Annotated in this window: 23 protein-coding genes, 1 tRNA gene and 1 pseudogene; 12 read left to right on the forward strand and 13 right to left on the reverse strand. The window is 64.5% G+C overall.

What is annotated here, in order from left to right:
• Positions 1–119 precede the first annotated feature (119 nt).
• The 4 genes and pseudogenes from ET21_RS0115155 to ET21_RS28555 form a co-directional block, all read left to right on the forward strand.
• Positions 120–434 (forward strand): hypothetical protein, encoded by a 315-nt coding sequence (locus ET21_RS0115155; protein WP_030540345.1) that lies wholly within the window; start codon positions 120–122, stop codon positions 432–434.
• Positions 431–784, forward strand: coding sequence for a DUF6516 family protein (locus tag ET21_RS0115160; protein WP_030540346.1), 354 nt, complete (start codon positions 431–433; stop codon positions 782–784). The genes ET21_RS0115155 and ET21_RS0115160 overlap by 4 nt, the downstream gene beginning before the upstream one ends.
• A complete protein-coding gene (locus ET21_RS0115165) occupies positions 781–1,179 on the forward strand; it encodes a winged helix DNA-binding protein (RefSeq protein WP_030540347.1) in 399 nt (132 codons plus the stop codon). The genes ET21_RS0115160 and ET21_RS0115165 overlap by 4 nt, the downstream gene beginning before the upstream one ends.
• Positions 1,176–2,234, forward strand: a pseudogene (locus ET21_RS28555) (recombinase family protein); the annotation flags it as partial. The gene ET21_RS0115165 and the pseudogene ET21_RS28555, both read left to right, overlap by 4 nt.
• On the opposite strand, the gene ET21_RS28560 reads toward ET21_RS28555, so the two are convergent.
• On the reverse strand, positions 2,121–2,669 hold the full coding sequence (locus tag ET21_RS28560; RefSeq protein WP_030540348.1) for a hypothetical protein: 549 nt from the start codon (positions 2,667–2,669) through the stop codon (positions 2,121–2,123). The pseudogene ET21_RS28555 and the gene ET21_RS28560 overlap by 114 nt on opposite strands.
• Before the next feature lie 141 nt (positions 2,670–2,810).
• A tRNA-Ser gene (locus tag ET21_RS0115190) sits at positions 2,811–2,900 on the reverse strand.
• A gap of 123 nt (positions 2,901–3,023) precedes the next feature.
• Here ET21_RS0115190 and hspQ point away from each other — a divergent pair.
• From hspQ to ET21_RS0115205, 3 genes are all read left to right on the forward strand, one after another.
• On the forward strand, positions 3,024–3,395 hold the full coding sequence (gene hspQ / locus ET21_RS0115195) for a heat shock protein HspQ (RefSeq protein ID WP_021236796.1): 372 nt from the start codon (positions 3,024–3,026) through the stop codon (positions 3,393–3,395).
• Between the two features lie 46 nt (positions 3,396–3,441).
• Positions 3,442–4,185, forward strand: a complete 744-nt coding sequence (locus ET21_RS0115200) for a GDSL-type esterase/lipase family protein (RefSeq protein ID WP_237751577.1) — start codon at positions 3,442–3,444, stop codon at positions 4,183–4,185.
• Positions 4,186–4,278: 93 nt separating this feature from the next.
• Positions 4,279–6,213, forward strand: a complete 1,935-nt coding sequence (locus ET21_RS0115205) for an OPT family oligopeptide transporter (protein WP_030540350.1) — start codon at positions 4,279–4,281, stop codon at positions 6,211–6,213.
• Between the two features lie 36 nt (positions 6,214–6,249).
• Here the strand turns inward: ET21_RS0115205 and ET21_RS0115210 are convergent, their stop codons facing one another.
• Positions 6,250–8,892, reverse strand: coding sequence for a M1 family metallopeptidase (locus ET21_RS0115210; RefSeq protein WP_030540351.1), 2,643 nt, complete (start codon positions 8,890–8,892; stop codon positions 6,250–6,252).
• Positions 8,893–9,058: 166 nt separating this feature from the next.
• Positions 9,059–9,526, reverse strand: a complete 468-nt coding sequence (gene queF / locus ET21_RS0115215; protein WP_030540352.1) for a preQ(1) synthase — start codon at positions 9,524–9,526, stop codon at positions 9,059–9,061.
• Between the two features lie 101 nt (positions 9,527–9,627).
• On the opposite strand from queF, the gene ET21_RS0115220 reads away from it, so the two are divergent.
• The 5 genes from ET21_RS0115220 (at position 9,628) to ET21_RS0115240 (ending at position 14,805) form a co-directional block, all read left to right on the forward strand.
• Positions 9,628–10,818, forward strand: coding sequence for a hypothetical protein (locus tag ET21_RS0115220; RefSeq protein WP_030540353.1), 1,191 nt, complete (start codon positions 9,628–9,630; stop codon positions 10,816–10,818).
• 81 nt (positions 10,819–10,899) lie between these two features.
• Positions 10,900–11,745 (forward strand): 3-mercaptopyruvate sulfurtransferase, encoded by an 846-nt coding sequence (sseA, locus tag ET21_RS0115225; RefSeq protein ID WP_030540354.1) that lies wholly within the window; start codon positions 10,900–10,902, stop codon positions 11,743–11,745.
• The gene (gene metC, locus ET21_RS0115230) at positions 11,742–12,965 is read left to right on the forward strand and encodes a cystathionine beta-lyase (RefSeq protein WP_030540355.1); all 1,224 of its coding nucleotides are present in this window, start codon (positions 11,742–11,744) and stop codon (positions 12,963–12,965) included. The genes sseA and metC overlap by 4 nt, the downstream gene beginning before the upstream one ends.
• Entirely contained in the window at positions 12,962–14,218 is a 1,257-nt protein-coding gene (locus ET21_RS0115235; RefSeq protein ID WP_030540356.1) for a mechanosensitive ion channel family protein, read from the forward strand. The genes metC and ET21_RS0115235 overlap by 4 nt, the downstream gene beginning before the upstream one ends.
• A gap of 77 nt (positions 14,219–14,295) precedes the next feature.
• Positions 14,296–14,805 carry a sterol desaturase family protein gene (locus ET21_RS0115240; RefSeq protein WP_030540357.1) on the forward strand — a complete coding sequence of 170 codons (510 nt, stop codon included), beginning with the start codon at positions 14,296–14,298 and terminating at the stop codon, positions 14,803–14,805.
• Here ET21_RS0115240 and ET21_RS0115245 read toward each other — a convergent pair.
• The 9 genes from ET21_RS0115245 to ctaD all read right to left on the reverse strand — a co-directional run bounded on the left by ET21_RS0115245 (position 14,802) and on the right by ctaD (position 22,502).
• The gene (locus tag ET21_RS0115245) at positions 14,802–15,671 is read right to left on the reverse strand and encodes a class I SAM-dependent methyltransferase (protein WP_030540358.1); all 870 of its coding nucleotides are present in this window, start codon (positions 15,669–15,671) and stop codon (positions 14,802–14,804) included. The two genes, ET21_RS0115240 and ET21_RS0115245, sit on opposite strands and share 4 nt — an antisense overlap.
• On the reverse strand, positions 15,668–17,068 hold the full coding sequence (gene thrC / locus ET21_RS0115250) for a threonine synthase (RefSeq protein ID WP_030540359.1): 1,401 nt from the start codon (positions 17,066–17,068) through the stop codon (positions 15,668–15,670). Before thrC ends, ET21_RS0115245 begins: the two co-directional genes overlap by 4 nt.
• Before the next feature lie 44 nt (positions 17,069–17,112).
• Positions 17,113–17,751, reverse strand: a complete 639-nt coding sequence (locus ET21_RS0115255) for an SURF1 family protein (protein WP_030540360.1) — start codon at positions 17,749–17,751, stop codon at positions 17,113–17,115.
• Entirely contained in the window at positions 17,748–18,143 is a 396-nt protein-coding gene (locus ET21_RS0115260; protein WP_030540361.1) for a DUF983 domain-containing protein, read from the reverse strand. Before ET21_RS0115260 ends, ET21_RS0115255 begins: the two co-directional genes overlap by 4 nt.
• Before the next feature lie 79 nt (positions 18,144–18,222).
• On the reverse strand, positions 18,223–19,053 hold the full coding sequence (locus tag ET21_RS0115265) for a cytochrome c oxidase subunit 3 (RefSeq protein ID WP_030540362.1): 831 nt from the start codon (positions 19,051–19,053) through the stop codon (positions 18,223–18,225).
• 43 nt (positions 19,054–19,096) lie between these two features.
• Positions 19,097–19,672 (reverse strand): cytochrome c oxidase assembly protein, encoded by a 576-nt coding sequence (locus ET21_RS0115270; protein ID WP_030540363.1) that lies wholly within the window; start codon positions 19,670–19,672, stop codon positions 19,097–19,099.
• Positions 19,672–19,803 carry a hypothetical protein gene (locus tag ET21_RS28785; RefSeq protein WP_021239126.1) on the reverse strand — a complete coding sequence of 44 codons (132 nt, stop codon included), beginning with the start codon at positions 19,801–19,803 and terminating at the stop codon, positions 19,672–19,674. The genes ET21_RS0115270 and ET21_RS28785 overlap by 1 nt, the downstream gene beginning before the upstream one ends.
• Positions 19,800–20,720 carry a heme o synthase gene (locus tag ET21_RS0115280; RefSeq protein ID WP_030540364.1) on the reverse strand — a complete coding sequence of 307 codons (921 nt, stop codon included), beginning with the start codon at positions 20,718–20,720 and terminating at the stop codon, positions 19,800–19,802. Before ET21_RS0115280 ends, ET21_RS28785 begins: the two co-directional genes overlap by 4 nt.
• A 114-nt stretch (positions 20,721–20,834) precedes the next feature.
• The gene (gene ctaD, locus ET21_RS0115285; protein WP_021239124.1) at positions 20,835–22,502 is read right to left on the reverse strand and encodes a cytochrome c oxidase subunit I; all 1,668 of its coding nucleotides are present in this window, start codon (positions 22,500–22,502) and stop codon (positions 20,835–20,837) included.
• Positions 22,503–22,532: the final 30 nt, after the last annotated feature.

Consider the following 22,532-nt stretch of genomic DNA (forward strand, 5'->3'; position numbering starts at 1 on the left):
TGCCGCCAGCGCGTGAGCGCAAATGCGGCACGCTACAGGCCGCCGATCCCCCTCCATGCTTCGCCTAATTCCGGGGCTTCCAGCCACCCGGAATCCAGCAACGAACCACGGAGGATTCCATGTGCGCGAGACGCCGCCATACCCAAAGGGGCCGCCCACGACAGCCGGCTCCGCAGACGCTTCCCGATGACCTTTACGACTATGACGACGATCCCGCGCCGCGCATCAGCCCGCCGCGCGGAAGCCCGCCCGATGCCTTCGACGTGGAGAAGCTGCCCGTCATCGACGACTGGCCGGAGAAAGTGCCGATCACCGAGGCAGAGATTCAGGTGTTCGAGCGATGGTTTGCCGATGTCTTCGACGAGATGTTCGGCCCACTTCCAACCGTGCCGGGCTTGACTAAGTTATCTTCATCTGATAACAAAAAGCCATGAGCGAGGATCGTGATCCGAACCTCGACACGCTTCTGAACCTCGACGGCCAGGTGCTCGTTGTCGATCCCGAGGGCGGCCATTGGGTGAAGTTCATCGTCACCCGCGTTCCGGCATCGCCGGAGAAGCCGCACGGCCTCGATTACTCGCTCACGCTTCACGGGCCTTCGGGCGAACGGTTGGTCGGCTTCGACAACGCCCATCCAGTCGGCCGAGGCAGGCGCGGCGATCCGATGGACCATCGGCACCGCCTCCAGACCGTGAAGCCCTACGCCTACGAGGATGCGGCCACGCTGCTGGCCGACTTCTGGCAGGCGGTGGACGCGGTTTTGAAGGAGCGAGGCGTAACATGACCACATTGAAAGTCGGGATTGCCGGCTACGACGAAATGAAGGCCCGCACCATGCGGATTGCCAAGGGCGAGGAAAAGCCCGCGCCCGGCGATCCGAAGGTGTGGTTCACATCCATGGAATCCTTCGCCAAGGTGCTGTCGGCGGGCAATCGCGAATTGCTGCGCGTCATCGACCAGCAAGCGCCGGGTTCGCTGGAGGAACTGGCCGAGATCACCGGCCGGGCCAAGTCCAACCTGTCCCGCACTCTGAAACGGATGGCCAGTTACGGCCTTGTCCGCATGGAGAAGGGCGAAGGCCGCAAGCTCACGCCCAGGGTCATCCACGACCGAGTAGAACTAGACCTGCCGCTGACCGAGCGCGCAGGGCCGCGCAAGGCGGCAGGAGGCCGGCAATGAACGTCCATAGTCCCACCGTCCACAATCCCAACGTCACGCTGCGCGCCGCCCTCTATCTGCGCGTCTCCACCACTCGGCAGGCCGAGCATGACGTGTCGATCCCCGACCAGAAGCGCCAGGGCGAAGCCTATTGCGAGGCGCGCGGCTATCAGCTTGTCGAAACATTCGTGGAGCCGGGCAACAGCGCGACCAACGACCGCCGCCCGGAGTTCCAGCGGATGATAGAGGCTGCCACCGCCAAGCCGGCATCGTTCGATGTCGTCGTGGTTCACAGCTTCTCACGCTTCTTCCGCGACGAATTTGAAATGGAGTTCTATTACCGCAAGCTGGCGAAGAACGGCGTGAAGCTGGTTTCGATCACGCAGGAGCTTGGCGATGATCCGATCCACGACATGATGCGGCGGATCATGTCGCTATTCGACGAATACCAGTCCAAGGAGAACGCCAAGCACGTCCTGCGCGCCTTGAAGGAGAACGCCCGGCAAGGCTTCTGGAACGGCTCGCTGCCGCCCATCGGCTACCGCGTCGTCGCGGCCGAGCAGCGCGGCGCGAAGGTCAAGAAGAAGCTGGAAATCGACCCGCTGCACGCCGAGACGATCCGGCTCATCTATCGCCTTGCGCTGGAGGGTGAAGGTTCATCCGGCCAGATGGGCGTGAAGGCCATCGTCAAGTATCTCAATGGCAAGGGCATCTTCACGCGCGACGGCGGGCGCTGGGGCATCGGTCAGGTTCACCGCATCCTGACCCGGCGCACCTATATCGGCGAGCATCGGTTCAATCGCCGCTCCAACAAGGGAGAGGTGAAGCCCGAAGACGAGGTTATCACCGTTCAGGTGCCGGCGCTTATCGAGCGGGAGACGTTCGACGCGGTGCAGAAGCTTTTGCAGGCCCGGAATCCCAAGACCGAGTTGCCCGCGCGCGTCGTGATCGGGCCGACGCTGCTAACCGGCATCTGCTATTGCGGCAATTGCGGAGGCGCGATGACCATTCGCACCGGCAAGGGTGGCCGCTATCGCTACTATGCGTGCTCGATCAAGGCGCGTCAGGGCGAAACCGGCTGCAAGGGCCGCGCGATCCCGATGGATAAGCTCGACCGAATGGTGGTCGGGCATATCGAGGAACGCTTGCTCGATGCCGACCGGCTGGAGGACTTGCTTGGCACCGTGCTCGGCCGTCGCGACGATCAGGCCGAGCGTCGCCGGCACCACATCGCCGAACTGGAGCGGCGCGCGACCGAATCGGAATTGCGCCTCAAGCGCCTCTACGACGCCATCGAGGCGGGCGTCGCCGATCTTGACGACCCGGCGCTCAAGGAACGCATCGCCGGCCTCAAGGTCATCCGCGATCAGGCCAGGGCCGACGCCGACCGGGCGCAAGCCTTGCTCGACAGCCCCGGCCACAGCGCCATCACCCCGACCATGATCCGGGGATTTGCGCGTCGCGCACGCGAACGCATCCGGGGCAGCGAGGGCGGCTATCGGCGGGATCATCTGCGCTCACTGGCGCAGCGTGTCGAGGTCGCCGACGACGCAATTCGCATCATGGGATCGAAGACGGAGCTGCTAAGGACGCTTATTGCTGGCCAAGTGCGGCAATCGGCGGTGGCTGGCGTGCCCAGAGGGGTTCCAAAGTGGCGGAGAGGGAGGGATTCGAACCCTCGGTACCGTTGCCGGCACGCCGCATTTCGAGTGCGGTGCATTCGACCACTCTGCCACCTCTCCGCAGAAAGGCCAGCGCTTGCCAGCCCGGTCGAGCGGCGGCCATTAGCGAATGATGATCCGCTTGCCAAGCGGCGCGGACCGTATTTTTCTTGTAACAGAGCGGCAGCGCCTTAAATTACGGGTATGACCAACCTGAACCCCCTTTTCGGAGCCGACGTAATCGCCCCGCCCATCGTCCATGCGCGTTTCAGCATCGGCGATATCGTCAAGCACCGGCATTTCGGCTTTCGCGGCGTTGTTTTCGACATCGATCCCGTGTTCGCCAATAGCGAGGAATGGTATCAGGCAATTCCCGAAGAATCCCGCCCGGACAAGCATCAGCCCTTCTATCACCTGCTCGCCGAAAATGGCGAAACCAGCTATGTCGCTTATGTGAGCCAGCAGAATCTGGTTGCCGACGACAGTGACGAGCCGGTCGACCATCCCGCGATCGGGGGCATGTTCGGCACCTACGCCAATGGCAAATATCAGTTGCGGCCGCTGCATCGTCACTAAGAACCGCCGGACGCGCGCTGCGCACGCATATCGCCTTGCGGCGGCTGTGCCGCTGCTTGTCCTCGCCGGGGTGGCGCAAGGGGAGGCGAAACCGTCCGCACCGGCAGAAGAACCGCGCGTCAACGCCGATCCGGCCTTTCCCTTTTCCAATGAGATCGCGGCTTTCGCCAAAGCCGATGAGGCAGGGCCTGCCCTTCGTGACGCAATCCTGTTCCTCGGCAGTTCCAGCATCCGCTTGTGGGACATAGGCGCAAGCTTTCCCAGGCGCAGCATCATCAATCGCGGCTTTGGCGGCGCGACGACGGCGGATGTCCTGCGCCACTATCCGCGCCTCCTTCCCCGCGCGAAGCCACGCGCGGTCCTCGTCTATGTCGGAGAGAATGACCTTGCGGGAGGCGCGAGCCCGGCCGCGGTCGCGCGTGACGTGCTGAGCCTGCTCAAGCGGCTGCGGACCGACTATCCTGCGGCGCGGATCGCCTATTTGTCGCTCAAGCCGAGCCCGATCCGCTGGACGCTCTGGCCCAAGATGGCGGCTGTCAACATGACGGTCGCGGCGCGCAGCCGCGTTGCTGGCTTCGATTATCTGAACGTTGCCGGCAGCCTGCTTGCGAGCGATGGCCTGCCGGACGCGTCGCTGTTCCGAAAAGACGGGCTTCACATGAATGCGCGCGGATATCAACGCTGGACCGGGTTGGTGCAGGCATGGCTTGGGGCGGTCTTTCCACAGCAGCTCATAAAGGAAGAACCGCAGAAAGCGCCAGCCAGCGCACTTTCATCACTTTCCGATTGATCCACGGACAAGCAATATTATTACCGTTCACCAAAGCAGGGCTGGACGAAGAGGGAATGATCCGTGACGATTGATGCGACCAAGGCCGCGCCCATGGCGGAACTCACCCTGCGAGGCGTCATCCTCGGCGCGATCATCACCTTGCTGTTTACCGCGGCGAACGTCTATCTGGGCCTCAAGATCGGCCTGACTTTCGCTACCTCGATCCCGGCGGCGGTCATATCCATGGCGGTGCTGCGCCTGTTCGCGACGGGCACGATCCTGGAAAACAACATCGTCCAGACGATCGCGTCGGCGGCGGGCACATTGTCGGCGATCATCTTCGTGCTGCCCGGACTCGTGATCATCGGCTGGTGGCAAGGTTTCCCCTATTGGCTGTCGGTCTTCACCATCGCGCTGGGCGGCATATTGGGCGTCATGTATTCGGTGCCGCTGCGCCGGGCGCTCGTGACCGGATCGGACCTGCCCTATCCCGAAGGAGTGGCGGCCGCCGAGGTGCTGAAAGTCGGCGCGGGATCGCGCCAGGGGCTTGAGGAGAACAAGCGCGGGCTGGCGGCCATCGTCATGAGCGCGCTTGCCGCCGCAGCCTTTTCCGTCGCCGCCAAGATGAAGCTGATCGCGGAGGAAGCCGCAACCTTCCTCAAATTGGGCGCGGGCGCGACATCGCTGTCGACCAGCTTTTCGATGGCGCTGATCGGCGTCGGTCATCTCGTCGGCCTGTCGGTCGGCATCGCGATGTTCGTCGGCCTGCTGATCAGCTGGTTGGGGCTGGTGCCGTGGTTGACCTCGCCTTTGCCTGCCGGAGCCGATCTTGCCGAAGTGGTCGGAACCACCTTCCGCACCAAGGCGCGGTTCATCGGAGCGGGCACCATCGGCGTGGCGGCGATCTGGACGCTGCTCAAGATACTGGGCCCGATCATCAGCGGCATCCGGTCAGCCATGGCTGCGGCGAAGGTACGCAAGGCCGGGGATGCAGGGCTGCTGGAACTGACCGAGCGCGACCTGCCGATCGGCATCGTCGGCGGCACGATCGTAGCGTCACTGGCGCCGATCGCGGTGCTGCTCTGGTACTTCGCGCAAGGAGGACCGATCGCGCTCAACCCCGTTCCCATCCTGATCCTGACCCTTGCCTATATCCTGGTCGCGGGGATCGTGATCGCGTCGGTCTGCGGCTATATGGCCGGGCTGATCGGCGCGTCCAACAGCCCGATTTCGGGCGTCGGCATCCTGGCCGTGCTGGGCGCGTCCCTGATCCTGGCGGCGATCTATGGCTCGGGCGGCGACCCGGCGCAAACCCAGGCGCTGGTCGCCTATGCCCTGTTCGTGACGGCCATCGTCTTTGGCATCGCCACCATCTCCAACGACAATCTTCAGGACCTGAAGACCGGTCAGCTCGTGGGCGCGACGCCTTGGAAGCAGCAGGTGGCGCTGGTGCTCGGCGTGATCTTCGGCGCGCTCGTGATCCCGCCAGTGCTTGACCTGCTCAACAGCGCCTTCGGCTTTGCGGGCGCATCGGGAGCCAAGGCCACCGCCCTCCCCGCGCCTCAGGCGGCGCTTATCTCCGCGCTGGCCAAGGGGGTGCTGGGCGGCGATCTCGACTGGAACCTGATCGGCACGGGCGCGCTGATCGGCGCTGTCGTCGTGCTGGCGGACGAGTTGCTCGGCCGCGCGGGCAAGCTGCGCCTGCCGCCGCTTGCGGTGGGCATGGGCATCTATCTGCCGATGTCGCTGACCCTGCTGATCCCGATCGGCGCTGCGATCGGCCATGCCTATAATCGCTGGGCGATGCGGCAGGCGGACCCGGATTTCGCCGAACGGATGGGCGTGCTGATGGCGACGGGCTTCATCGTTGGGGAAAGCCTGTTCGGCGTCGCGTTCGCGGGCATCGTCGCCGCGACGGACAGCGACGCACCGCTGGCGCTGATGACGGAAAATCCCTGGGCGGTGCCGTTGGCGCTGCTGATCTTCGCCGGGGTTGTGGGTGCGCTTTACGCCCGGCTCAAGCGGCAGGCGTCGCTGCCGCTTTGACGAACGTGCTCCTGCCGAAGCAGGAGCACCATAGTCCTATTTCCTGCCGAACCATGCCACCAATTCGGGCTTCAATCTTGCCCGCGTCTCGATCCGCGTCTTGATCGCGGAGATGGACCGGTCGACGACCTTGCGCGATTCGGGCGTCAGATACTGCGTGGCATAGGCGTCGAGCTTCGTCACCATCGCCGGATCGGCCGATCCGCCGCCCAGCCGCGCGATCGCCTGGGACCGTGCGGACACGTCGATCATCGCCTCATATTGCTGACGATGTGCCAGCACATAATCGACCGCCAGCATTGGATGTTCGCCCCCGACCTGTGAGATGATCGCCGCGCTGGTGGTCTTGCCCGGCTCGTCGGTAAGGGCAAGGTCGAGCGCCTTGTTCGCCAGGGCCTCATCCTTGGCAGCGCCGAGCAATGCGAAGAGGGTGCTCTTTTCCAGATCCGTCTTCGCGCCGTTCGCCATGGCGCGCAGCCGATCCCAGCTTGCCGCGTCGGCATTTTCCGCGATGATCCGCAGCCACACATTGCGCAGCGGACCGTCGAGCGCCGCCGGATTTTCCCCAAGCGCGGCAAAGCGCCGCCGCGCCTCGCCCACTACGGCCGCATCGCCCATGCTGCCGAGTGCTGACACGAGGGCGGAGCGCAGCACCGGAACCTGCGGCCCTTCCCCGGCCTTGGCGTCATAGCCGATACTGGCGAGCACCGGCGTCAGCTTCCCGGAAGCATAGGCCGCGACCTTCGCCTGAGCGGCCTTGTCGCTTTCCAGCATGGTGTAGGCGCTGGTGAGATAGTCCGGCACCTCCGCGAGCACCGCGGGGCTCGCCGTGGCAGGGACGGCATCGATCAGGTCAAGCGCCAGCCCCATGGGCTGATATCCCCCCAGCCCCAGTTGGAAATTGTCCGCGAGAAGGCCGGTTTGATCGATGCTGGCGAGGCGGGTGAAGCCTTTCGCCAAAGCGCGGACATTTTCCTGCGGATAGAGCGAGCGGTAATAGCCGGTCTGACCCGCATTGATCACATAAGCGCCGCAGCCGGGCAGCGTCATCTGCCCCTGTCCTTTCAGGATCAGCCGCTGCTCTTGCCCGCCGATCGTCCGCGCCTTGACCGGCACGTTCCAGCTGAGCGGCGCCTTGCCCTTCTGGTCACGGCTGAATTCGCCCTGGCTGAGTTGCAGCACGGTGTTGCCGCCCCGGCACTGGGCGCTGTCCACCTTGACCAGCGGGATGCCGGGCTTTGTGGTGAAGTCATGGGCGATCGACACCAGCCCGGCGGCCCCCGCGCCCTCCACGGCTTTCCACAAATCGTCGGTCACCGTGTTGCCGTAGGCATGGGCCTTCATGTAGCTGCGGATGCCGCTGCGCCACACGTCTTCGCCTGCATAGCCTTCCAGCATGGTGATGACGGCTTCACCCTTTTCATAAGTGATATCGTCGAAAGCCTGGTTCACCTGATCCACGGTCTGGATCTTCTGCACGACGGGGTGCGTGGTCGCCAGTGCGTCCAGCGCCATGGCGCGTTCCCGCCCGCCGACGCGGGTCAGCAGCATTTCCCAGCTGGGTTGCAACTTGTCGGTTACCTTGGTCGCCATCCAGCTGGCGAAGCCTTCGTTCAGCCACAGATCGTCCCACCAGGCCATGGTGACCAGATCGCCGAACCATTGATGGGCCATTTCATGCGCCACGATCGAGTAAATGGTCCGCTTCGTCCCCTCCGACGTGAAGCGGGGATCGACCAGCAGCGCCCGTTCGAAAGTGAAGATAGCGCCCCAATTTTCCATGGCGGAGAAGAACTGGCTCTGCCCCGGCCCGGCGACATTATCCAGCTTGGGCAGCGGGAAAGGCACGCCGAAATAATCGTTGTACCAGGGCAGGATCGCCGCAGAAGCGTCGAGCGCCAGTTGCGCCTTGCCCGTATTGCCCTTGCCGGTGATCACGCCCACTTCGGTCGCGCCCGCCATCTTGGTCGCGCGTTCCAGCTCGCCCAGGCCGAAGAACAGCAGGTAGGATGACATTTTGGGGCTGGTGCCGAAGGTCACCTGCGTCTTGCCACCACCCAGATCCTTCGTCGTCCTGACCGGCATGTTGCTGACCGCCAGCTCGCCGGCCGGCACGATCGCCGTCAGGTCGAAGGTCGCCTTGTAGCTCGGCTCGTCGAAGCTGGGCACGAAGCGGCGGGCGTCGGGCGCTTCGAACTGTGTGAAGAGCGCCCGCTTCGCCTTGCCTTGGTTGTCGGTGTAATCCAGCGCGAACAGGCCGTTCGCCTGGGTGTTGATGACGCCCGCATAGCTGATGTCGAGCTTATAGCTGCCGGGCTGGACCGGCTTGCCGAAATCGAAACTTACCGTCTGCGCATCGGCATTGATCCGGGCGCTTCCCTTGATGGGCTTACCCTTCGCAGGGGTAAGGCGGACATCGCCGATAACGAGGTCGGCCGCGTTCAGCACCAGCGCGGGCATGGGCTGCGTGACCGTCAGGTCAATCGTCACCTTGCCGCCGAACTTCAAGTTGGGAGCGTCCGGCGTGACGGTGATGGCATAATGGCTGGGCGCGGCGCCACGCGGCAGCTGGGTCGTGATACCGGGCGCTGGCCCCGCAGGCGTTTGCGCGAGGGCGGGCTGGGCAAGGGCGAGTGGCGCGGCCGCAAGCAACAGCGGAAGGATTTTGGCAAAGGACATCAGGTTCGCAACTCCGACACGTTGGAACAGCGCGGCCAGAACGGCGCAGCGCCAGGATAGTTGCGGGATCGAACCTTTCGCCACGCCGGTCAAGCGCAGTGGTTCGCCCACGATGTCGTTGGTCGAACCTTATTGTTCGTTTGTCAAACAGAGCTGCGCGGGAGCATCAGCCCCGCCCGCGATAGCCCGGCACATCCTGCGGCGGGAGCCACAGGCCCGCAGGCGGTTCGCCCGACTGCCAGAAGACATCGATGGGAATGCCGCCGCGCGGATACCAATATCCGCCGATGCGCAGCCAGAGCGGCTGCATTTCGGTGAACAGACGCTCGCCAATGCCGACCGTGCAATCCTCATGAAAGGCGGCATGGTTGCGGAACGACCCCAGGAACAGCTTGAGGGACTTCGATTCGACGATCGTTGCGGCGGGCGCATAGTCGATCACCAGATGGGCGAAATCGGGCTGGCCGGTGACGGGGCACAGCGACGTAAATTCCGGCGCGGTGAAGCGTACCAGATAGGGCTTTCGGGGACGGGGATTGGGCACATAGTCCAGCACCGCCTCTTCAGGGGTTGTAGGTAGTGCGCTGGTCTGGCCAAGATGGATCGGTTTGGATAGGTTGGGCGTGTCAGTCATGTCCGGCCATCTACGCCATTGCACGCATAATGTCATCGTTTCGCCACCCTGCCCGGACGTTCATTTCCCGTTCATCGGCTGCATTGCCTTGGCTGCGCACCATGGCTTTGCGCTCCGCCTCGATCATCGCCCTGCCGCTGCTGATGGCGGCCCCTGCCTTGGCGCAGCAACAGCAGGACAATGCCGCCAGCCCGGTTTTCAACCTGCCCCGTGCGGGACAGCCGCAGTCAGACCCCAACCGGCAGGGTCCGGAACTCGACGTCTATCGCGGCGCGCCGGTTCAGCCCGCACCGCCGCCGGTCCCCGTGCCCACGATCACGCCGCCGCCTCCCATCATCGCGGCGCCGCAGCCGTCTAGGGAGGCTCCGTCCCCCACCGAGCCGCAGCGGCCAGCCGCCCGGCCCACTCCTCAGCCCGCGCCAAGCCAGACGCCGCCTGTGCAGGAGAATGTGCCGGAGGAAACGCAGCCTTCTACCCCTTCGCCCCCAGCCGCCGCGCCGGAGCCAGAAACGACAGCGCCGGTAACGCCGGTGCAGCCCGCGCCGGAGCAGCAGCAGGAGACTTCCTACTGGCCATGGATCGCCGCGGCGCTTGCGCTGCTCTTCGGGGCGATCGGGGCAATGTGGCTGCTTCGCCGCAAGCAGCCTGCTGCCGATGAGACCAATGAAACCGGGGCGGACGAGGAGGCAGAGGGTACGCCTCCGGCCGCTCCGCCGCCGCCGGTCCCATCTCCCCGGCCCGCAGCTCGCCCAGCGCCGCCGCCACAGACGGGGCCCCGCCCCTGGATCGACCTGTCGATGGACGTGCGCAGCGCGCGCCTGTCGTTGATGGGCGTGACGATCGGCTATGAACTGACCCTGCACAATCGCGGAGATCGCGCGGCCGAAGACATTCTGGTCCGCAGCCTCATCGCCAATGCGGACAGCGATCAGCAGGCGTCGTTCCAGCAATTTTTCGCAGGGACGGCCGGGCTTCCCACCCATTCCGTTGTCTCCATCGCGCCGGGGGAAAGCCACAGGCTGAAAGGCGAACTGCGCCTGCTGCCCGACCAGATCAGGCCGGTCCAGATGGAAGGACGCACGCTGCTTATTCCGGTGGCGGCATTCGACGCGCAATATCGCTGGACCCGTGATCAGGGCGATGCAGGGATCGGCCGCACGGGTCAGGCCTTCATCATCGGGCAGGAAAAGTCGCCGCCTGCCGAGCGGCTGTCCCCCTTCCGCACGGACCTTGGCCCGCGCCAGTACCGCATGCCCGGAAGCCGCGCGACCACGCTCAACCTCGCAAGCTGAGGGCAGCAGGGGAGAAGCCCCTTCCCACCGCTCGAGGCCGCTCCTAGAAAGGCAGGGAACGGCAGCTAGAGAGAGGCGGCTTTGGATATATTGGTTTCGACCCAATGGCTGGCGGGTGAACTGGGCAAGGGCGGCCTGCGCATCCTGGACGCCAGCCTGTTCCTGCCGGGCGACCCGCGTGATGCCCGTGCCGAATTCGAGCAAGCCCATATTCCTGGCGCGGTCTTTCTCGACCTGCCCACGCTGTGCGATGCGGACGATCCCCGCCCCGGCATGCTGCCCTCCGACGATTTCATGACCGAACGTTGCCGCGCGCTGGGCATCGGCAGCGACGACCGTATCGTGGTGTATGACAACAGCCCGACGCACAGCGCGGCGCGCGCATGGTGGATGATGCGCCTTTATGGCGTCGGCGCATCCGCCGCGATCCTGGACGGCGGCCTATCCAAATGGGTGGCGGAAGGGAGGCCCACCGAAAGCGGCTGGGCCACCATCCCGCGCGGAAACGCCATCGCTCGCCGCGCGGAAGGACAGGTGCACACCAAGGACGACCTGCTCGCCAATCTGCGCGGCGGACCGGCGCAGGTCATCGACGCGCGCAGCGCCGCCCGCTTTTCAGGCGAGGACAAGGAGCCGCGCCCCGGCATGGCATCCGGCCATATACCGGGGTCGCGCAACATCCCCTCGTCCACCCTCTTCCTCCCCGACAACAGCATGAAGACGGGCAAGGAGTTGCGCCGCCTGTTCCAGGATGCGGGCGTCGATTTCGACCGGCCTGTCATCACCAGTTGCGGCAGCGGGGTAACGGCCGCGATCCTGCTGGCGGGCCTCGAACTGCTCGGCAAGACGGACGTCTCCCTTTATGACGGCAGTTGGTCGGAATGGGGCATGGACCCGGACACGCCCAAGGCGGTTGGACCGGCATGAGCGGCAAGGAAGGCGGCGAGGATCAGCGGCGGCCGCTGACGAAACTGGCGCAGGCGGGCCGCCGGGCCGAATGGACCAGCATGCCTGGCCAGCCCGGCGGCATCGTCAATCCGCCGGTGTGGCGCGCTTCGACGATCCTCTATGACGACGTCGCCCATCTGCGGCAGGCGGCGCGGACGAGCACGCATGAGCGGCTGTTCTACGGCCGCAAGGGCACGCCCACCGCTTGGAGCCTTGCCGACGCGCTGACCGAAATGGAACCGGGCGCTGAAGGCACCATGCTCTTTCCCTCCGGCGTGGCGGCGATCGCCTGCGCGCTGATGGCGGTCCTGAAGCCGGGGGATCAGTTGCTGATGGTCGACAGCGCCTATGATCCGACCCGCAATTTCTGCGAACAGATGCTGCGGCCGCTGGGCATCGACACCGTCTATTATGATCCCACTCTGGGTTCGGGCATAGCGGACCTGCTGACCGGCGCGACCCGCGCCATATTTCTGGAAAGCCCAGGCAGCCTGACCTTCGAAGTGCAGGATATCCCAGCCATCACCGCGCTGGCGCGGGACAAGGGCATCGTCACCCTGGCGGACAATACATGGGCGACGCCGATCTTCTTCCCTGCCCTGGCGCATGGCGTGGACATTTCGATACTGGCCTGCACCAAATATATTGTCGGCCATAGCGACGTGATGATGGGTTCCGTCACGGCAACGCCAGCGCTGTTCCCCGCCGTCCAGCGGTCCGCCTATCTGTTCGGGCAGATGACCAGCCCCGACGACGCATGGCTCGCCTCGCGCGGGTTGCGGACATTGGGGGTGCGCCTCAACCAGCATCGGGATAGCGCGCTGACGGTCGCCCAGTGGCTGTCGGGCCAGTCCGGTGTCGCGCGCGTGCTTCACCCGGCCCTGCCCTCCTGCCCCGGGCACGACATCTGGCGGCGCGACTTTTTCGGCTCCGGCGGCCTTTTCAGCTTCGTTCTGGAGGGGGGAGACGAGCAGGCCCGCGCCGCGCTGATCGACGGCCTCGACCATTTCGGCATTGGCTATAGCTGGGGCGGCTTTGAAAGCCTTGCCCTTCCGGTCGATCCGGCGCGTCACCGCACCGCCACCCGGTGGGAGGCGGAAGGCCCGGCAGTGCGGCTGAACATCGGACTGGAGGACCCGGCCGACCTCATCGCCGATCTGGAACAAGGCCTCGCCCGCTTTCGCGCGGCACGCGGATGACGCCACAGCTACCCGATCTGCTGGCGCTGCTGCCCGGTGATCCAGCCATCGCCCATCCGCTGGTGGCGGCAGCGCTCGCTGCCCTCGTCTATCTGGCCGCCGACGCCCTGTCGCACATCGCCGCGCCGCGTCTCGGCCGCCGCTTCGCCTCGCTTCGGGAAGCGCTGGACGGGCATCTGCGGCCTATCTTGCGCCACGTGCTCGCCAGCGGTCTGCTTGCCATCTGCGTCGCTCTCTGGCCCGTGGGCGGTCCGGCGCATCTGGTCCTGGGTGGAGCGCTCGCTCTGGCGATCGCGCTGCTCGCCCGGCATATATTGCGCAGTCTCGCCATCCCCTATCCCGCCGTCATCCCGCTGGCCGTGCTGCTGTTCGTCATGGTCCTCTCCGGCAGCAGCGGCGGTTTTGCGCCTGTCGGGGACATGCTGGACGAGATCGGCGTAGATCTTGGCGCGCGGCGCGTCACCCTGCTCGGCCTGATCAGCATGGCGGCGATCTGCGTCGCGCTGTTCGCGGCGGTGCGCCTCACGAACCGGGTGGTGGGACGCAGCATCGCCCATAGTAAGGGGCTGGACGCCACGCAGAAGCTGCTGGCGCAAAAGCTGGGCGCGATAGCCGCCGTGGTGGTCGCCTTCTTCGTCGGGATCGACCTTCTGGGGATCGACCTCACCGCCTTCACCGTCTTTTCGGGCGCGCTGGGGCTTGCCGTCGGATTCGGCCTCCAAAAGACCTTCGGCAACCTGATCGCGGGCATCATCCTGCTCATGGACCGGTCGATCAAGCCGGGGGATGTCATCGTCGTGGGCGAAAGCTTTGGCTGGGTGAACAAGATCGGCGTGCGTGCCGTGTCCGTGATCACGCGCGACGGCAAGGAACATCTGATCCCCAACGAAAATCTGATGACGCAGGAGGTGGAGAACTGGTCCTATTCCGACCGCAATGTCCGCATCCGCATCCCCGTAGGGGTCGGCTTTGACAGCGATCTTCAGCTTGCCCAGCAGTTGATGTTGCGCGCCGCGCAGGAAAGCCCGCGCGTGCTGCGCAATCCCAAGCCCAATGTGTGGCTGACGAACTTCGGCGACAATCGCGTCGAACATGACATATTGGTGTGGATCAGCGATCCCGAAAGCGGCGTCGGCAACGTCAAGTCCGACGTGCTCAATCGCCTGTGGCTGCTGTTCCGGGAAAATGGCGTCACCATCCCCTATCCGCAGCGCGTCCTGCATCAGGCGGCAATGGGCGAAAGGTCCGATTGATCCGCCGGTCGGGGCCTTTTGTCCTGGCTGCTTCTTTCCGGGTCGCCTGATGCCGTCGGCCGCTCTATATAGGGCCTATGCCACCCCTTCTGCTGCTCCTGATCTTTCTTGCCACCGTCGCCGCAATGGAAGGCTTTGCTTATGTGATGCATCGCTGGGTGATGCACGGCCCCGGCTGGTTCCTGCATGCAAGCCATCACCGGCCGCGCACCGGCCTATGGGAAGCGAATGACCTCTATTTCGTGATCTTCGCTATCCCCTCTATCCTGTTGCTGCTGGGTGGCGTGCAATGGGGCTGGGGTGACTGGGCGACGGCGTGCGGTGCGGGGATCGCGGCCTATGGGATGATCTATCTCGGCTTTCACGACATCATCGTCCATCGCCGGGTCGCGCACCGCTACGTCGCGCGCTCTCGCTACATGAAGCGGATCGTGCAGGCGCACCGGCTGCATCATGCGGTCGGCACCAGGCTGGGCTGTGTCAGCTTCGGCTTCCTCGTCGCGCCCCGCCCGGAGCAGTTGAAGCGCGAACTGGCGCGCAGCGGTTCCGCCCGCCGCGACGCCGCTGCATCATCCGCGGACGCTTAACGCGACCAGCGCGCCCAGATGGCGGTCGGCAGCAGCAGGCCGCGCGCCTCCTCACGGACCGCAAGCTCCCCAGCCTCGACGGAGCCGGGAAGACCGGCGAACGCCTGCCGCACCAGCTCGCCAATCGCCAGCGCGGACATGCGCACCGCATAGACCGTCAGGAACAGGAAACGGCTGTCGGCATCCAGAAGCTGGCGGCAATGGGCGATCAGCCCCGGCAGATCCTCCTCCAGCCGCCAAATCTCGCCATCCGGCCCCCGGCCATATTTGGGAGGATCGAGCAGAATGCCGTCATAACGCCGGCCCCGCCGCACCTCGCGGCTGACGAACTTGGCGGCATCGTCGACGATCCAGCGAACCGGCCTGTCTTCCAGCCCAGATAGCGCAGCATTGGCGCGCGCTTGGGCCACCGATTTCTTGGACGCGTCGACATGCACCATCTGCGCGCCCGCCGCTGCCATCGCCAGCGTGCCTACGCCCGTATAGCCGAACAGGTTCATCACCTGCGCATCGGCCTTGTCCGCGACCTGCTCCCGCATCCAGCTCCAGACCGGCGCCATGTCGGGGAAGAAGCCAAGATGGCGGAAGGGTGTGCAACTCGCCTGAAAGCTCACCTCATTCCAGCGCAGGGGCCAGCCTTGCGGCGGCACCGGCCTGGGGTGGACCCAGCGGCCGCCGCCATCCTCATCGGAACCGGGAACGAATTCGCCGTCAGCCCTCCAATCGGACTGCGCAGGGGCCCACATCGCCTGCGGCTCCGGCCGGATGAAGCGATAGCGGCCGTATCGCTCCAGCTTGCGGCCATGCCCCGAATCGATCAGTCCATAGTCCGGCCACGGTTCGCCGATGAGCGTTTGAAGCGTCATGCCCGCGGCGTGGCGCGCTCCGCGACATAGGCGGTCACGGCGTCAAAGGTGCCAGGCAGCTTGGCATAGGCCTCCTCGCGCGCGAAAAGGTCGCCCATGCGCGGCGGCAGCGGCGGGCGCATGCCCGTGGCGCGCTCCACCGCGTCGCGGAACTTGGCGGGATGCGCCGTCGCCAGCGTGACCACCGGGATGCTGGGGTCCAGTTCCAGCGTGCGCGCGGCGGCAAGGCCGACCGCTGTATGCGGATCGATGATCTGGCCCGCGCCGTCGAATGCCCAGCGGATGGCCATGTTCATGGCATCGCCATCGACCCGCGCTGACGTGAAAAGCTGCCCTGCCCCCGCGCGCTGCGCATTGGTCAGCCGCATCGACCGGCTGGTTTCGAATCCCTTCATCTGGGCCGCCAGCGCCGCGCCGTCACGATCGCCCGCATCGAACAGCAGCCGCTCGAAATTGGAACTGATCTGAATATCCATGCTGGGGGTGGCCGTCTGCACCACCTGTCCCTGACTATAATCGCCCTCCGCCAGCGCGCGATGCAATATGTCGTTGACGTTGGTCGCCACCATCAGCTTGGCGACGGGCAGGCCCATGCGCGCGGCCACATAGCCCGCGAAGACATCACCGAAATTGCCGGTCGGCACCGAAAAGGCCACCGGCCGTTCCGGCGCGCCCAGCCGGACGGCGGCGTAGAAATAATAGACCACCTGCGCCATCAGCCGCGCCCAGTTGATGCTGTTCACGGCCGACAGGTTGAAGCGCTTTGAAAAGACGGCGTCGTTGAACATCGCCTTCACGAGCGCCTGCGCATCGTCGAAACTGCCTTCGATTGCGATATTGTGCACATTGGGCGCGCGCACCGTCGTCATCTGCCGCCGCTGCACGTCCGACACCCGGCCTTCGGGATGGAGCATGAAGATATCGATCTTCTCACGCCCCGCCACCGCATCGATCGCGGCGGAGCCCGTGTCGCCAGACGTTGCCCCCACGATCGTCAGGTGATCGTCCCGTCGCGACAGGAAGCGTTCGAACAGTTGCCCCAGCAATTGCAGCGCGACATCCTTGAACGCCAGCGTGGGCCCATGGAACAGTTCGAGCAGCCAATTGCGATGGTCGAGCTGGACCAGCGGCGTCACTGCCTGATGACTGAAGCGCCCATAGGCCGCGGTGCACAGTTCCCGCAGTTCCTCTTCGCTCAGCGATCCGGCGACGTATGGCGCCATGACACGCACGGCAGTTTCGACATAGGACAGCCCGGCGAGCGCGCGAATCTGGCCGGGGGAAAAGCTGGGCCAGCTTTCGGGGACATAGAGTCCTCCGTCGGACGCCAGCCCCGCCAGCGTCACATCCTCAAAACCCAGCGCGGGCGCGCTTCCCCTGGTGCTCACATATTGCATGATGGGAAAGCGCGGTAGCGGTGCGGCGGCCATGGAGCAAGCGTTTACAACGGACCGGCAGGTGGAACGCGCCTGCGCACGGCCAGAAGGTAGATGATGGCGGCGACGGCGGCAAAGAAGAACCACTGCACCGCATAGGCCAGATGATTGTTCGGCACATCTTGCGGGCTGGGCGGCGCCACGGGCTTGAAACCCGAAGGGGCCTGCCCGGCGATCAGCATCGGCCGCAGCGGCAGCGCCTTGCCCCCGATGCGCGACAGCAGCGAGCGGTGATCGGGTTCCTCGGAGATCCAGCCGCGCACATGGCCGCCCTTCCATGCCGGTTTCAGATCCGGCTTCTGCGCGACGCCAAGGGCGATCAGAGCGCCCGGGCCCTCCGCCCCGGTCGCACATTCAGCGATATAGCGGTAGCCGGTGGAACCGTCAGCCGCGCGTCCCGCCTCGGTCCGCCAGCCTGTGACGCGAAGGCATTGCACCGAAGAGCGGCGGAACAACAGATCCGGCGGGACCGGCGCAATGGCAGGATAGCTGATCGACGGCCTGACCGGATTCGAAGCTGCGAGCGCGAGCATCGCATCCTTTTCGCCGCGCCGCTGCAACTGCCATATGCCAAGGCCGATCATCACGGCGATGGCCGCGGCAACTATCAGGCTGGGGATCAGGGGAAGCCGCATCCTGCTCATGAACGCCTGTCCTCCATGATCCGCCCTTCCCGCGCCTTGTTGCGATATTCCAGGATGAGGAGCGCGCCCTTGGCTATGCGAAGGCTGCCCACCACCGCTGCAACCGTCAGCGGGGTCCACAGCAGCAGGTGAACCCAGAGCGGCGGATGGAATTTGAGTTCGACGGTCAGCGCCATCGCGACCATGACCGCTCCGACAATCAGGGTCAGGAATGCGGCGGGGCCGTCACCCACGTTGAACTGGCCATAATCCAGCCCGCAAGCGCGGCAATGGGATGAAAAGCGCACGGGTCCGGCGAACAGCGTGGCCTCATCGCATCGGGGGCAGCAGCCGCGGGATGCCGCGATGATCAGCGGAGGGGAGGAAGGCGTGTGCGGGCCGGACGATGACATGGCGCAGGCATAGCCTCACCCACATCAAAAGAAAACGGCCGGGGTGACCGGCCGTCCTCTCTTAATATTTCCTTTGGACTCAGCCGCCGTGCACCGGCGCGCCCCAGCCGCCCCAGACATAGATGGCGACGAACAGGAACAGCCAGACCACGTCGACAAAGTGCCAATACCAGGCGGCAGCTTCGAAACCGAAATGCTGGCGCGGAGTGAAGTGCCCCTTATAGACGCGTATCAGGTTGACGATCAGGAAGATGGTGCCGACCAGAACGTGGAAACCGTGGAAGCCGGTCGCCATGTAGAATGCCGAGCTGTAGGGGCTGCCGCCGAACGGGAAAGGCGCATGGGCATATTCATAGGCCTGGATCGAGGAAAAGAGCAGACCCAGAATCACGGTCAGCCACAGGCCGGTCTTCAACCCTTCGCGGTCGCCGTGGATCAGCGAATGATGCGCCCAGGTCACCGTCGTGCCCGAGCAGAGCAGGATCAGGGTATTGAGCAGCGGCAGCTCGAACGCGTTCATGACTTCCACGCCCTTGGACGGGAACATGCCCTCGATCGGCGGAAGCTGGCTGGGGAAAAGCGCGAAGTCGAAGAAGGACCAGAACCAGCCGACGAAGAACATCACTTCCGACGCGATGAACAGGATCATGCCGTAGCGCAGATGCAGCTGCACGACAGGGGTATGATCGCCGGCATGCGCTTCGGAAATCACATTCGCCCACCAGCTGTACATAGTGAACAATACGCCTGCGACACCGATCAGGAACACCCAGCCGCCACCGGCGGGCATCGCGTCGGGATGCATCCACATGATCGCGCCAAGGGCCATCACCAGCGCCGACATGGAACCAAAAAATGGCCAGATGCTGGGCGGGAGAATGTGATAATCGTGGTTCTTGGCGCCTGCCATGACGTGCTCTTCCCTGTTCGCGGTTCGCGTTATTGTGCTTGCCTTAGCTTGGCTTCTTGTCCTGCTCAACAGGATAGAAGGTGTAGCTCAGCGTAATTTCCTGCGTGTCCCGATTGTCCGGATCGGCCAAAATCTTGGGATCGACATAATAAAGGACGGGCATCCTTACCTCTTCACCAGGCTGCAACGTCTGCTGAGTGAAGCAGAAACACTGAATCTTCGTGAAATAAGCGCCAGCCTGCGTGGGGGTGACGTTGAAGCTCGCCGTGCCTGTCACCGGCTTGTCCGACATATTCTTCGCAATGAAGATCGCCATGTCGCGCGCACCGACCGTCACCGTGTCGGTGGGATGTTCGGGGTAGAATTTCCACGGCATGCCCGGCTGCACATTGGAATCGAATCGAATCGACATGCTGTGGCCGACCGCCGCGCGGACATTGACATCGCTCGATGCCCGCTGCGTCGTGCCGCCAAAGCCGGTCCGTTCACAGAAGATGCGATAGAGCGGCACCGATGCGAAACCCAGGCCCAGCATCGCAAGGCCGACCCCGGCCATCGTAACCAGCGTGCGCCGGTTGCGGCGTTCCCGATCGAAGGGCGACGGCGGCAGGCTGGCCATCATTGTCCCCCATCCATCTTCGCTATGGTGATCGCGTAAAATAAAATGACCAGCGCGCCCAAGAGCAGGCCCATCACGATGGCCCGCGACTTCTGGCGGCTGCGCACCTGCTCGTCCTCCTCAGGCGTCATGCCAGCAGCCAGCGGTCAGCAACGACCGCCCCGAACAGGAGGAAAAGATAAAAGATCGAATATTTGAACAGCCGCTTTTCCGGCTGCATCCGGCTGGGATCGGTCTCCCGGCGGCGCAGCACCTGAAAGGCGAAGATCGCGAACAGACCCGTGCCCAGAAGCGCCGTCACACCGTAGATCAAGCCGGTAAGTTTCAGCAGAACCGGCGCCATCGCCGCCACCGCCATTATCGCCGTATAGAACCAGATCTGCCGCCGGGTCGCGACCTCGCCCGCAACGACGGGGAGCATCGGGATGTTGGCGGCGGCATAATCCGTCTTCACGAACAGCGCGAGCGCCCAGAAATGCGGCGGCGTCCAGAAGAAGATCAGCATGAACAGGGCGACCGGCAGGGCCGTGATATCGCCCGTCACCGCAGCCCAGCCGATAACCGGCGGAAATGCGCCCGCTGCACCGCCGATGACGATATTCTGCGTCGTGCGAGGCTTCAGCCAGATGGTGTAGACGAAGACATAGAACAGGATCGACACCGCCAGCACCGCTGCGGCGAGCCAGTTGGTGGCCATGCCCATCAGCAGCACGGAGAAGAAGGACAGGCCCACGCCGAAATGAAGCGCGGACTGGCGGTCCATACGTCCAGCGGGCAGAGGCCTGCTGGCGGTGCGCTTCATCTTCGCGTCGATGTCGGCTTCATACCATTGGTTGAGCGCGGCCGCCGCGCCAGCGCCCAGGGCGATGCAGAGGATCGCGGTGAAGGCAAGCACGGGATGCAGATGCCCCGGTGCCGCAAGCAGGCCGCACAGGCCGGTGAAGACCACCAGCGTCATCACGCGCGGCTTCGTCAACGCGACAAAGTCCCGCCAGTGAGCGGGAATTGCGGGAGCCGTGCTCCTGCCCATGTACGGCGAACTAGCCATATGCTCCTCATGCAGCAGCCCGGCGCGACATGATGCGCCGGGACTGCTCTTGCCGGGCGGGCCATCATAGCGCCGCCCACGCTCTCCCCGCAAGGAGAGTCCTGATCCCGCCGGTCAGTCGATGACCGGCAGCGTTTCGAACTGGTGGAACGGCGGCGGGCTGGACAGCGTCCATTCCAGCGTCGTCGCACCTTCACCCCAGGGATTGCCTTCCGCCTTCCGGCCGGCCGCGAGCGACCAGATCAGGTTGACGAAGAAGATCAGCATGCCTGCGGCCATGATCTCATAACCATGGCTCGCCACCTTGTTCCAGTAGGCGAAGGCTTCCGGGTAGTCGGGATAGCGGCGCGGCATGCCCGACAGGCCCAGAAAGTGCATCGGGAAGAACAGCAGGTTCACGCCGATGAAGAACACCCAGAAGTGCAGCTGGCCGAGGAACTCGTTGTACATCCGGCCCGACATCTTGGGGAACCAATAGTAGAAGCCCGCGAACAGACCGAACACCGCACCCAGCGAGAGCACATAGTGGAAGTGCGCCACGACATAATAAGTGTCGTGCAGCACGTCGTCGACGCCGCCATTGGCAAGCACGACGCCGGTGACGCCGCCCACGGTGAACAGGAAGATGAAGCCCAGCGCCCAGACCATCGGGGTCTTGAAGCTGATCGAACCGCCCCAGATGGTGGCGATCCACGAGAAGATCTTGATGCCGGTCGGCACCGCAATGACCATGGTCGCGGCGGTGAAGTACATCTTCACGTTCACCGACATGCCGGTGGTGAACATATGGTGCGCCCACACCACGAAACCGACGACGCCGATCGCGACCATGGCATAGGCCATGCCGAGATAGCCGAACACGGGCTTGCGGCTGAACGTCGACACGATCTGGCTGATGATGCCGAAGCCCGGCAGGATCATGATGTACACTTCGGGATGGCCGAAGAACCAGAAGAGATGCTGGTAAAGCTCTGGATCGCCGCCACCAGCGGCATCATAGAAGGTGGTGCCGAAATTACGGTCGGTCAGCAGCATGGTGATCGCCGCGGCCAGAACCGGAAGCGCCAGCAGCAGCAGGAAGGCGGTGACCAGCACCGACCAGACGAACAGCGGCATCTTGTGCAGGGTCATGCCCGGCGCGCGCATGTTGAGGATGGTGGTGATGAAGTTGATCGCGCCCAGGATCGAACTGGCGCCTGCGATGTGCAGCGACAGGATCGCCATGTCGACCGCCGGCCCCGCGGAACCGCTGGTCGAAAGCGGCGCATAGACCGTCCAGCCGGTGCCAGCGCCATTGCCCGTGCCGCCCGGAACGAAGGTCGAGCCGAGCAGCAGCGCGAAGGCCGGGATCAGCAGCCAGAAGCTGATATTGTTCATGCGCGGGAAGGCCATGTCGGGCGCGCCGATCATGATCGGCACGAACCAGTTGCCAAAGCCGCCGATCATCGCGGGCATCACCATGAAGAAGACCATGATGAGGCCGTGGGCGGTGATCAGCACGTTCCACAGATGATAGGCCTGGTCCAGCGTCGCCGACGGACCGTCGCTATACTGCGCCCAGGTCTGGAGATACTGGATGCCCGGCTGCGCGAGTTCGGCGCGCATCAGGCCCGATATCGCGCCGCCGATGATACCGGCGATGATCGCGAAGATCAGGTAGAGGGTGCCGATGTCCTTGTGGTTGGTGGACATGAACCAGCGCTGGAAGAAGGCTGGCTTGTGATCGGCGTCATGATGATCATGAGCATGATCGCCGTGATGATCTGCGGTAATGGTTGTCATGGCGTCTATGCCCTTACATCAAAGCTTTTC

The organism is Sphingobium sp. DC-2 (assembly GCF_000722555.1).
Taxonomy (GTDB): domain Bacteria; phylum Pseudomonadota; class Alphaproteobacteria; order Sphingomonadales; family Sphingomonadaceae; genus Sphingobium; species Sphingobium quisquiliarum.

Bases quoted from the DNA above. Each gene is read 5' to 3' on its own strand.
- ET21_RS0115280 (WP_030540364.1), bottom strand. From the start codon at position 20,720: ATGGCTAGTTCGCCGTACATGGGCAGGAGCACGGCTCCCGCAATTCCC.
- metC (WP_030540355.1), top strand. From the start codon at position 11,742: ATGAGCGGCAAGGAAGGCGGCGAGGATCAGCGGCGGCCGCTGACGAAA.
- ET21_RS0115160 (WP_030540346.1), top strand. From the start codon at position 431: ATGAGCGAGGATCGTGATCCGAACCTCGACACGCTTCTGAACCTCGAC.
- hspQ (WP_021236796.1), top strand. From the start codon at position 3,024: ATGACCAACCTGAACCCCCTTTTCGGAGCCGACGTAATCGCCCCGCCC.
- ET21_RS0115240 (WP_030540357.1), top strand. From the start codon at position 14,296: ATGCCACCCCTTCTGCTGCTCCTGATCTTTCTTGCCACCGTCGCCGCA.
- ET21_RS0115205 (WP_030540350.1), top strand. From the start codon at position 4,279: ATGGCGGAACTCACCCTGCGAGGCGTCATCCTCGGCGCGATCATCACC.
- ET21_RS28560 (WP_030540348.1), bottom strand. From the start codon at position 2,669: ATGATCCCGCCGATAGCCGCCCTCGCTGCCCCGGATGCGTTCGCGTGC.
- ET21_RS0115260 (WP_030540361.1), bottom strand. From the start codon at position 18,143: ATGTCATCGTCCGGCCCGCACACGCCTTCCTCCCCTCCGCTGATCATC.
- ET21_RS0115220 (WP_030540353.1), top strand. From the start codon at position 9,628: ATGGCTTTGCGCTCCGCCTCGATCATCGCCCTGCCGCTGCTGATGGCG.
- ET21_RS0115255 (WP_030540360.1), bottom strand. From the start codon at position 17,751: ATGAGCAGGATGCGGCTTCCCCTGATCCCCAGCCTGATAGTTGCCGCG.
- queF (WP_030540352.1), bottom strand. From the start codon at position 9,526: ATGACTGACACGCCCAACCTATCCAAACCGATCCATCTTGGCCAGACC.
- ctaD (WP_021239124.1), bottom strand. From the start codon at position 22,502: ATGACAACCATTACCGCAGATCATCACGGCGATCATGCTCATGATCAT.
- ET21_RS0115235 (WP_030540356.1), top strand. From the start codon at position 12,962: ATGACGCCACAGCTACCCGATCTGCTGGCGCTGCTGCCCGGTGATCCA.
- ET21_RS0115270 (WP_030540363.1), bottom strand. From the start codon at position 19,672: ATGGCCAGCCTGCCGCCGTCGCCCTTCGATCGGGAACGCCGCAACCGG.
- ET21_RS0115245 (WP_030540358.1), bottom strand. From the start codon at position 15,671: ATGACGCTTCAAACGCTCATCGGCGAACCGTGGCCGGACTATGGACTG.
- ET21_RS0115265 (WP_030540362.1), bottom strand. From the start codon at position 19,053: ATGGCAGGCGCCAAGAACCACGATTATCACATTCTCCCGCCCAGCATC.
- thrC (WP_030540359.1), bottom strand. From the start codon at position 17,068: ATGCAATATGTGAGCACCAGGGGAAGCGCGCCCGCGCTGGGTTTTGAG.
- ET21_RS28785 (WP_021239126.1), bottom strand. From the start codon at position 19,803: ATGACGCCTGAGGAGGACGAGCAGGTGCGCAGCCGCCAGAAGTCGCGG.
- ET21_RS0115155 (WP_030540345.1), top strand. From the start codon at position 120: ATGTGCGCGAGACGCCGCCATACCCAAAGGGGCCGCCCACGACAGCCG.
- ET21_RS0115210 (WP_030540351.1), bottom strand. From the start codon at position 8,892: ATGTCCTTTGCCAAAATCCTTCCGCTGTTGCTTGCGGCCGCGCCACTC.
- ET21_RS0115165 (WP_030540347.1), top strand. From the start codon at position 781: ATGACCACATTGAAAGTCGGGATTGCCGGCTACGACGAAATGAAGGCC.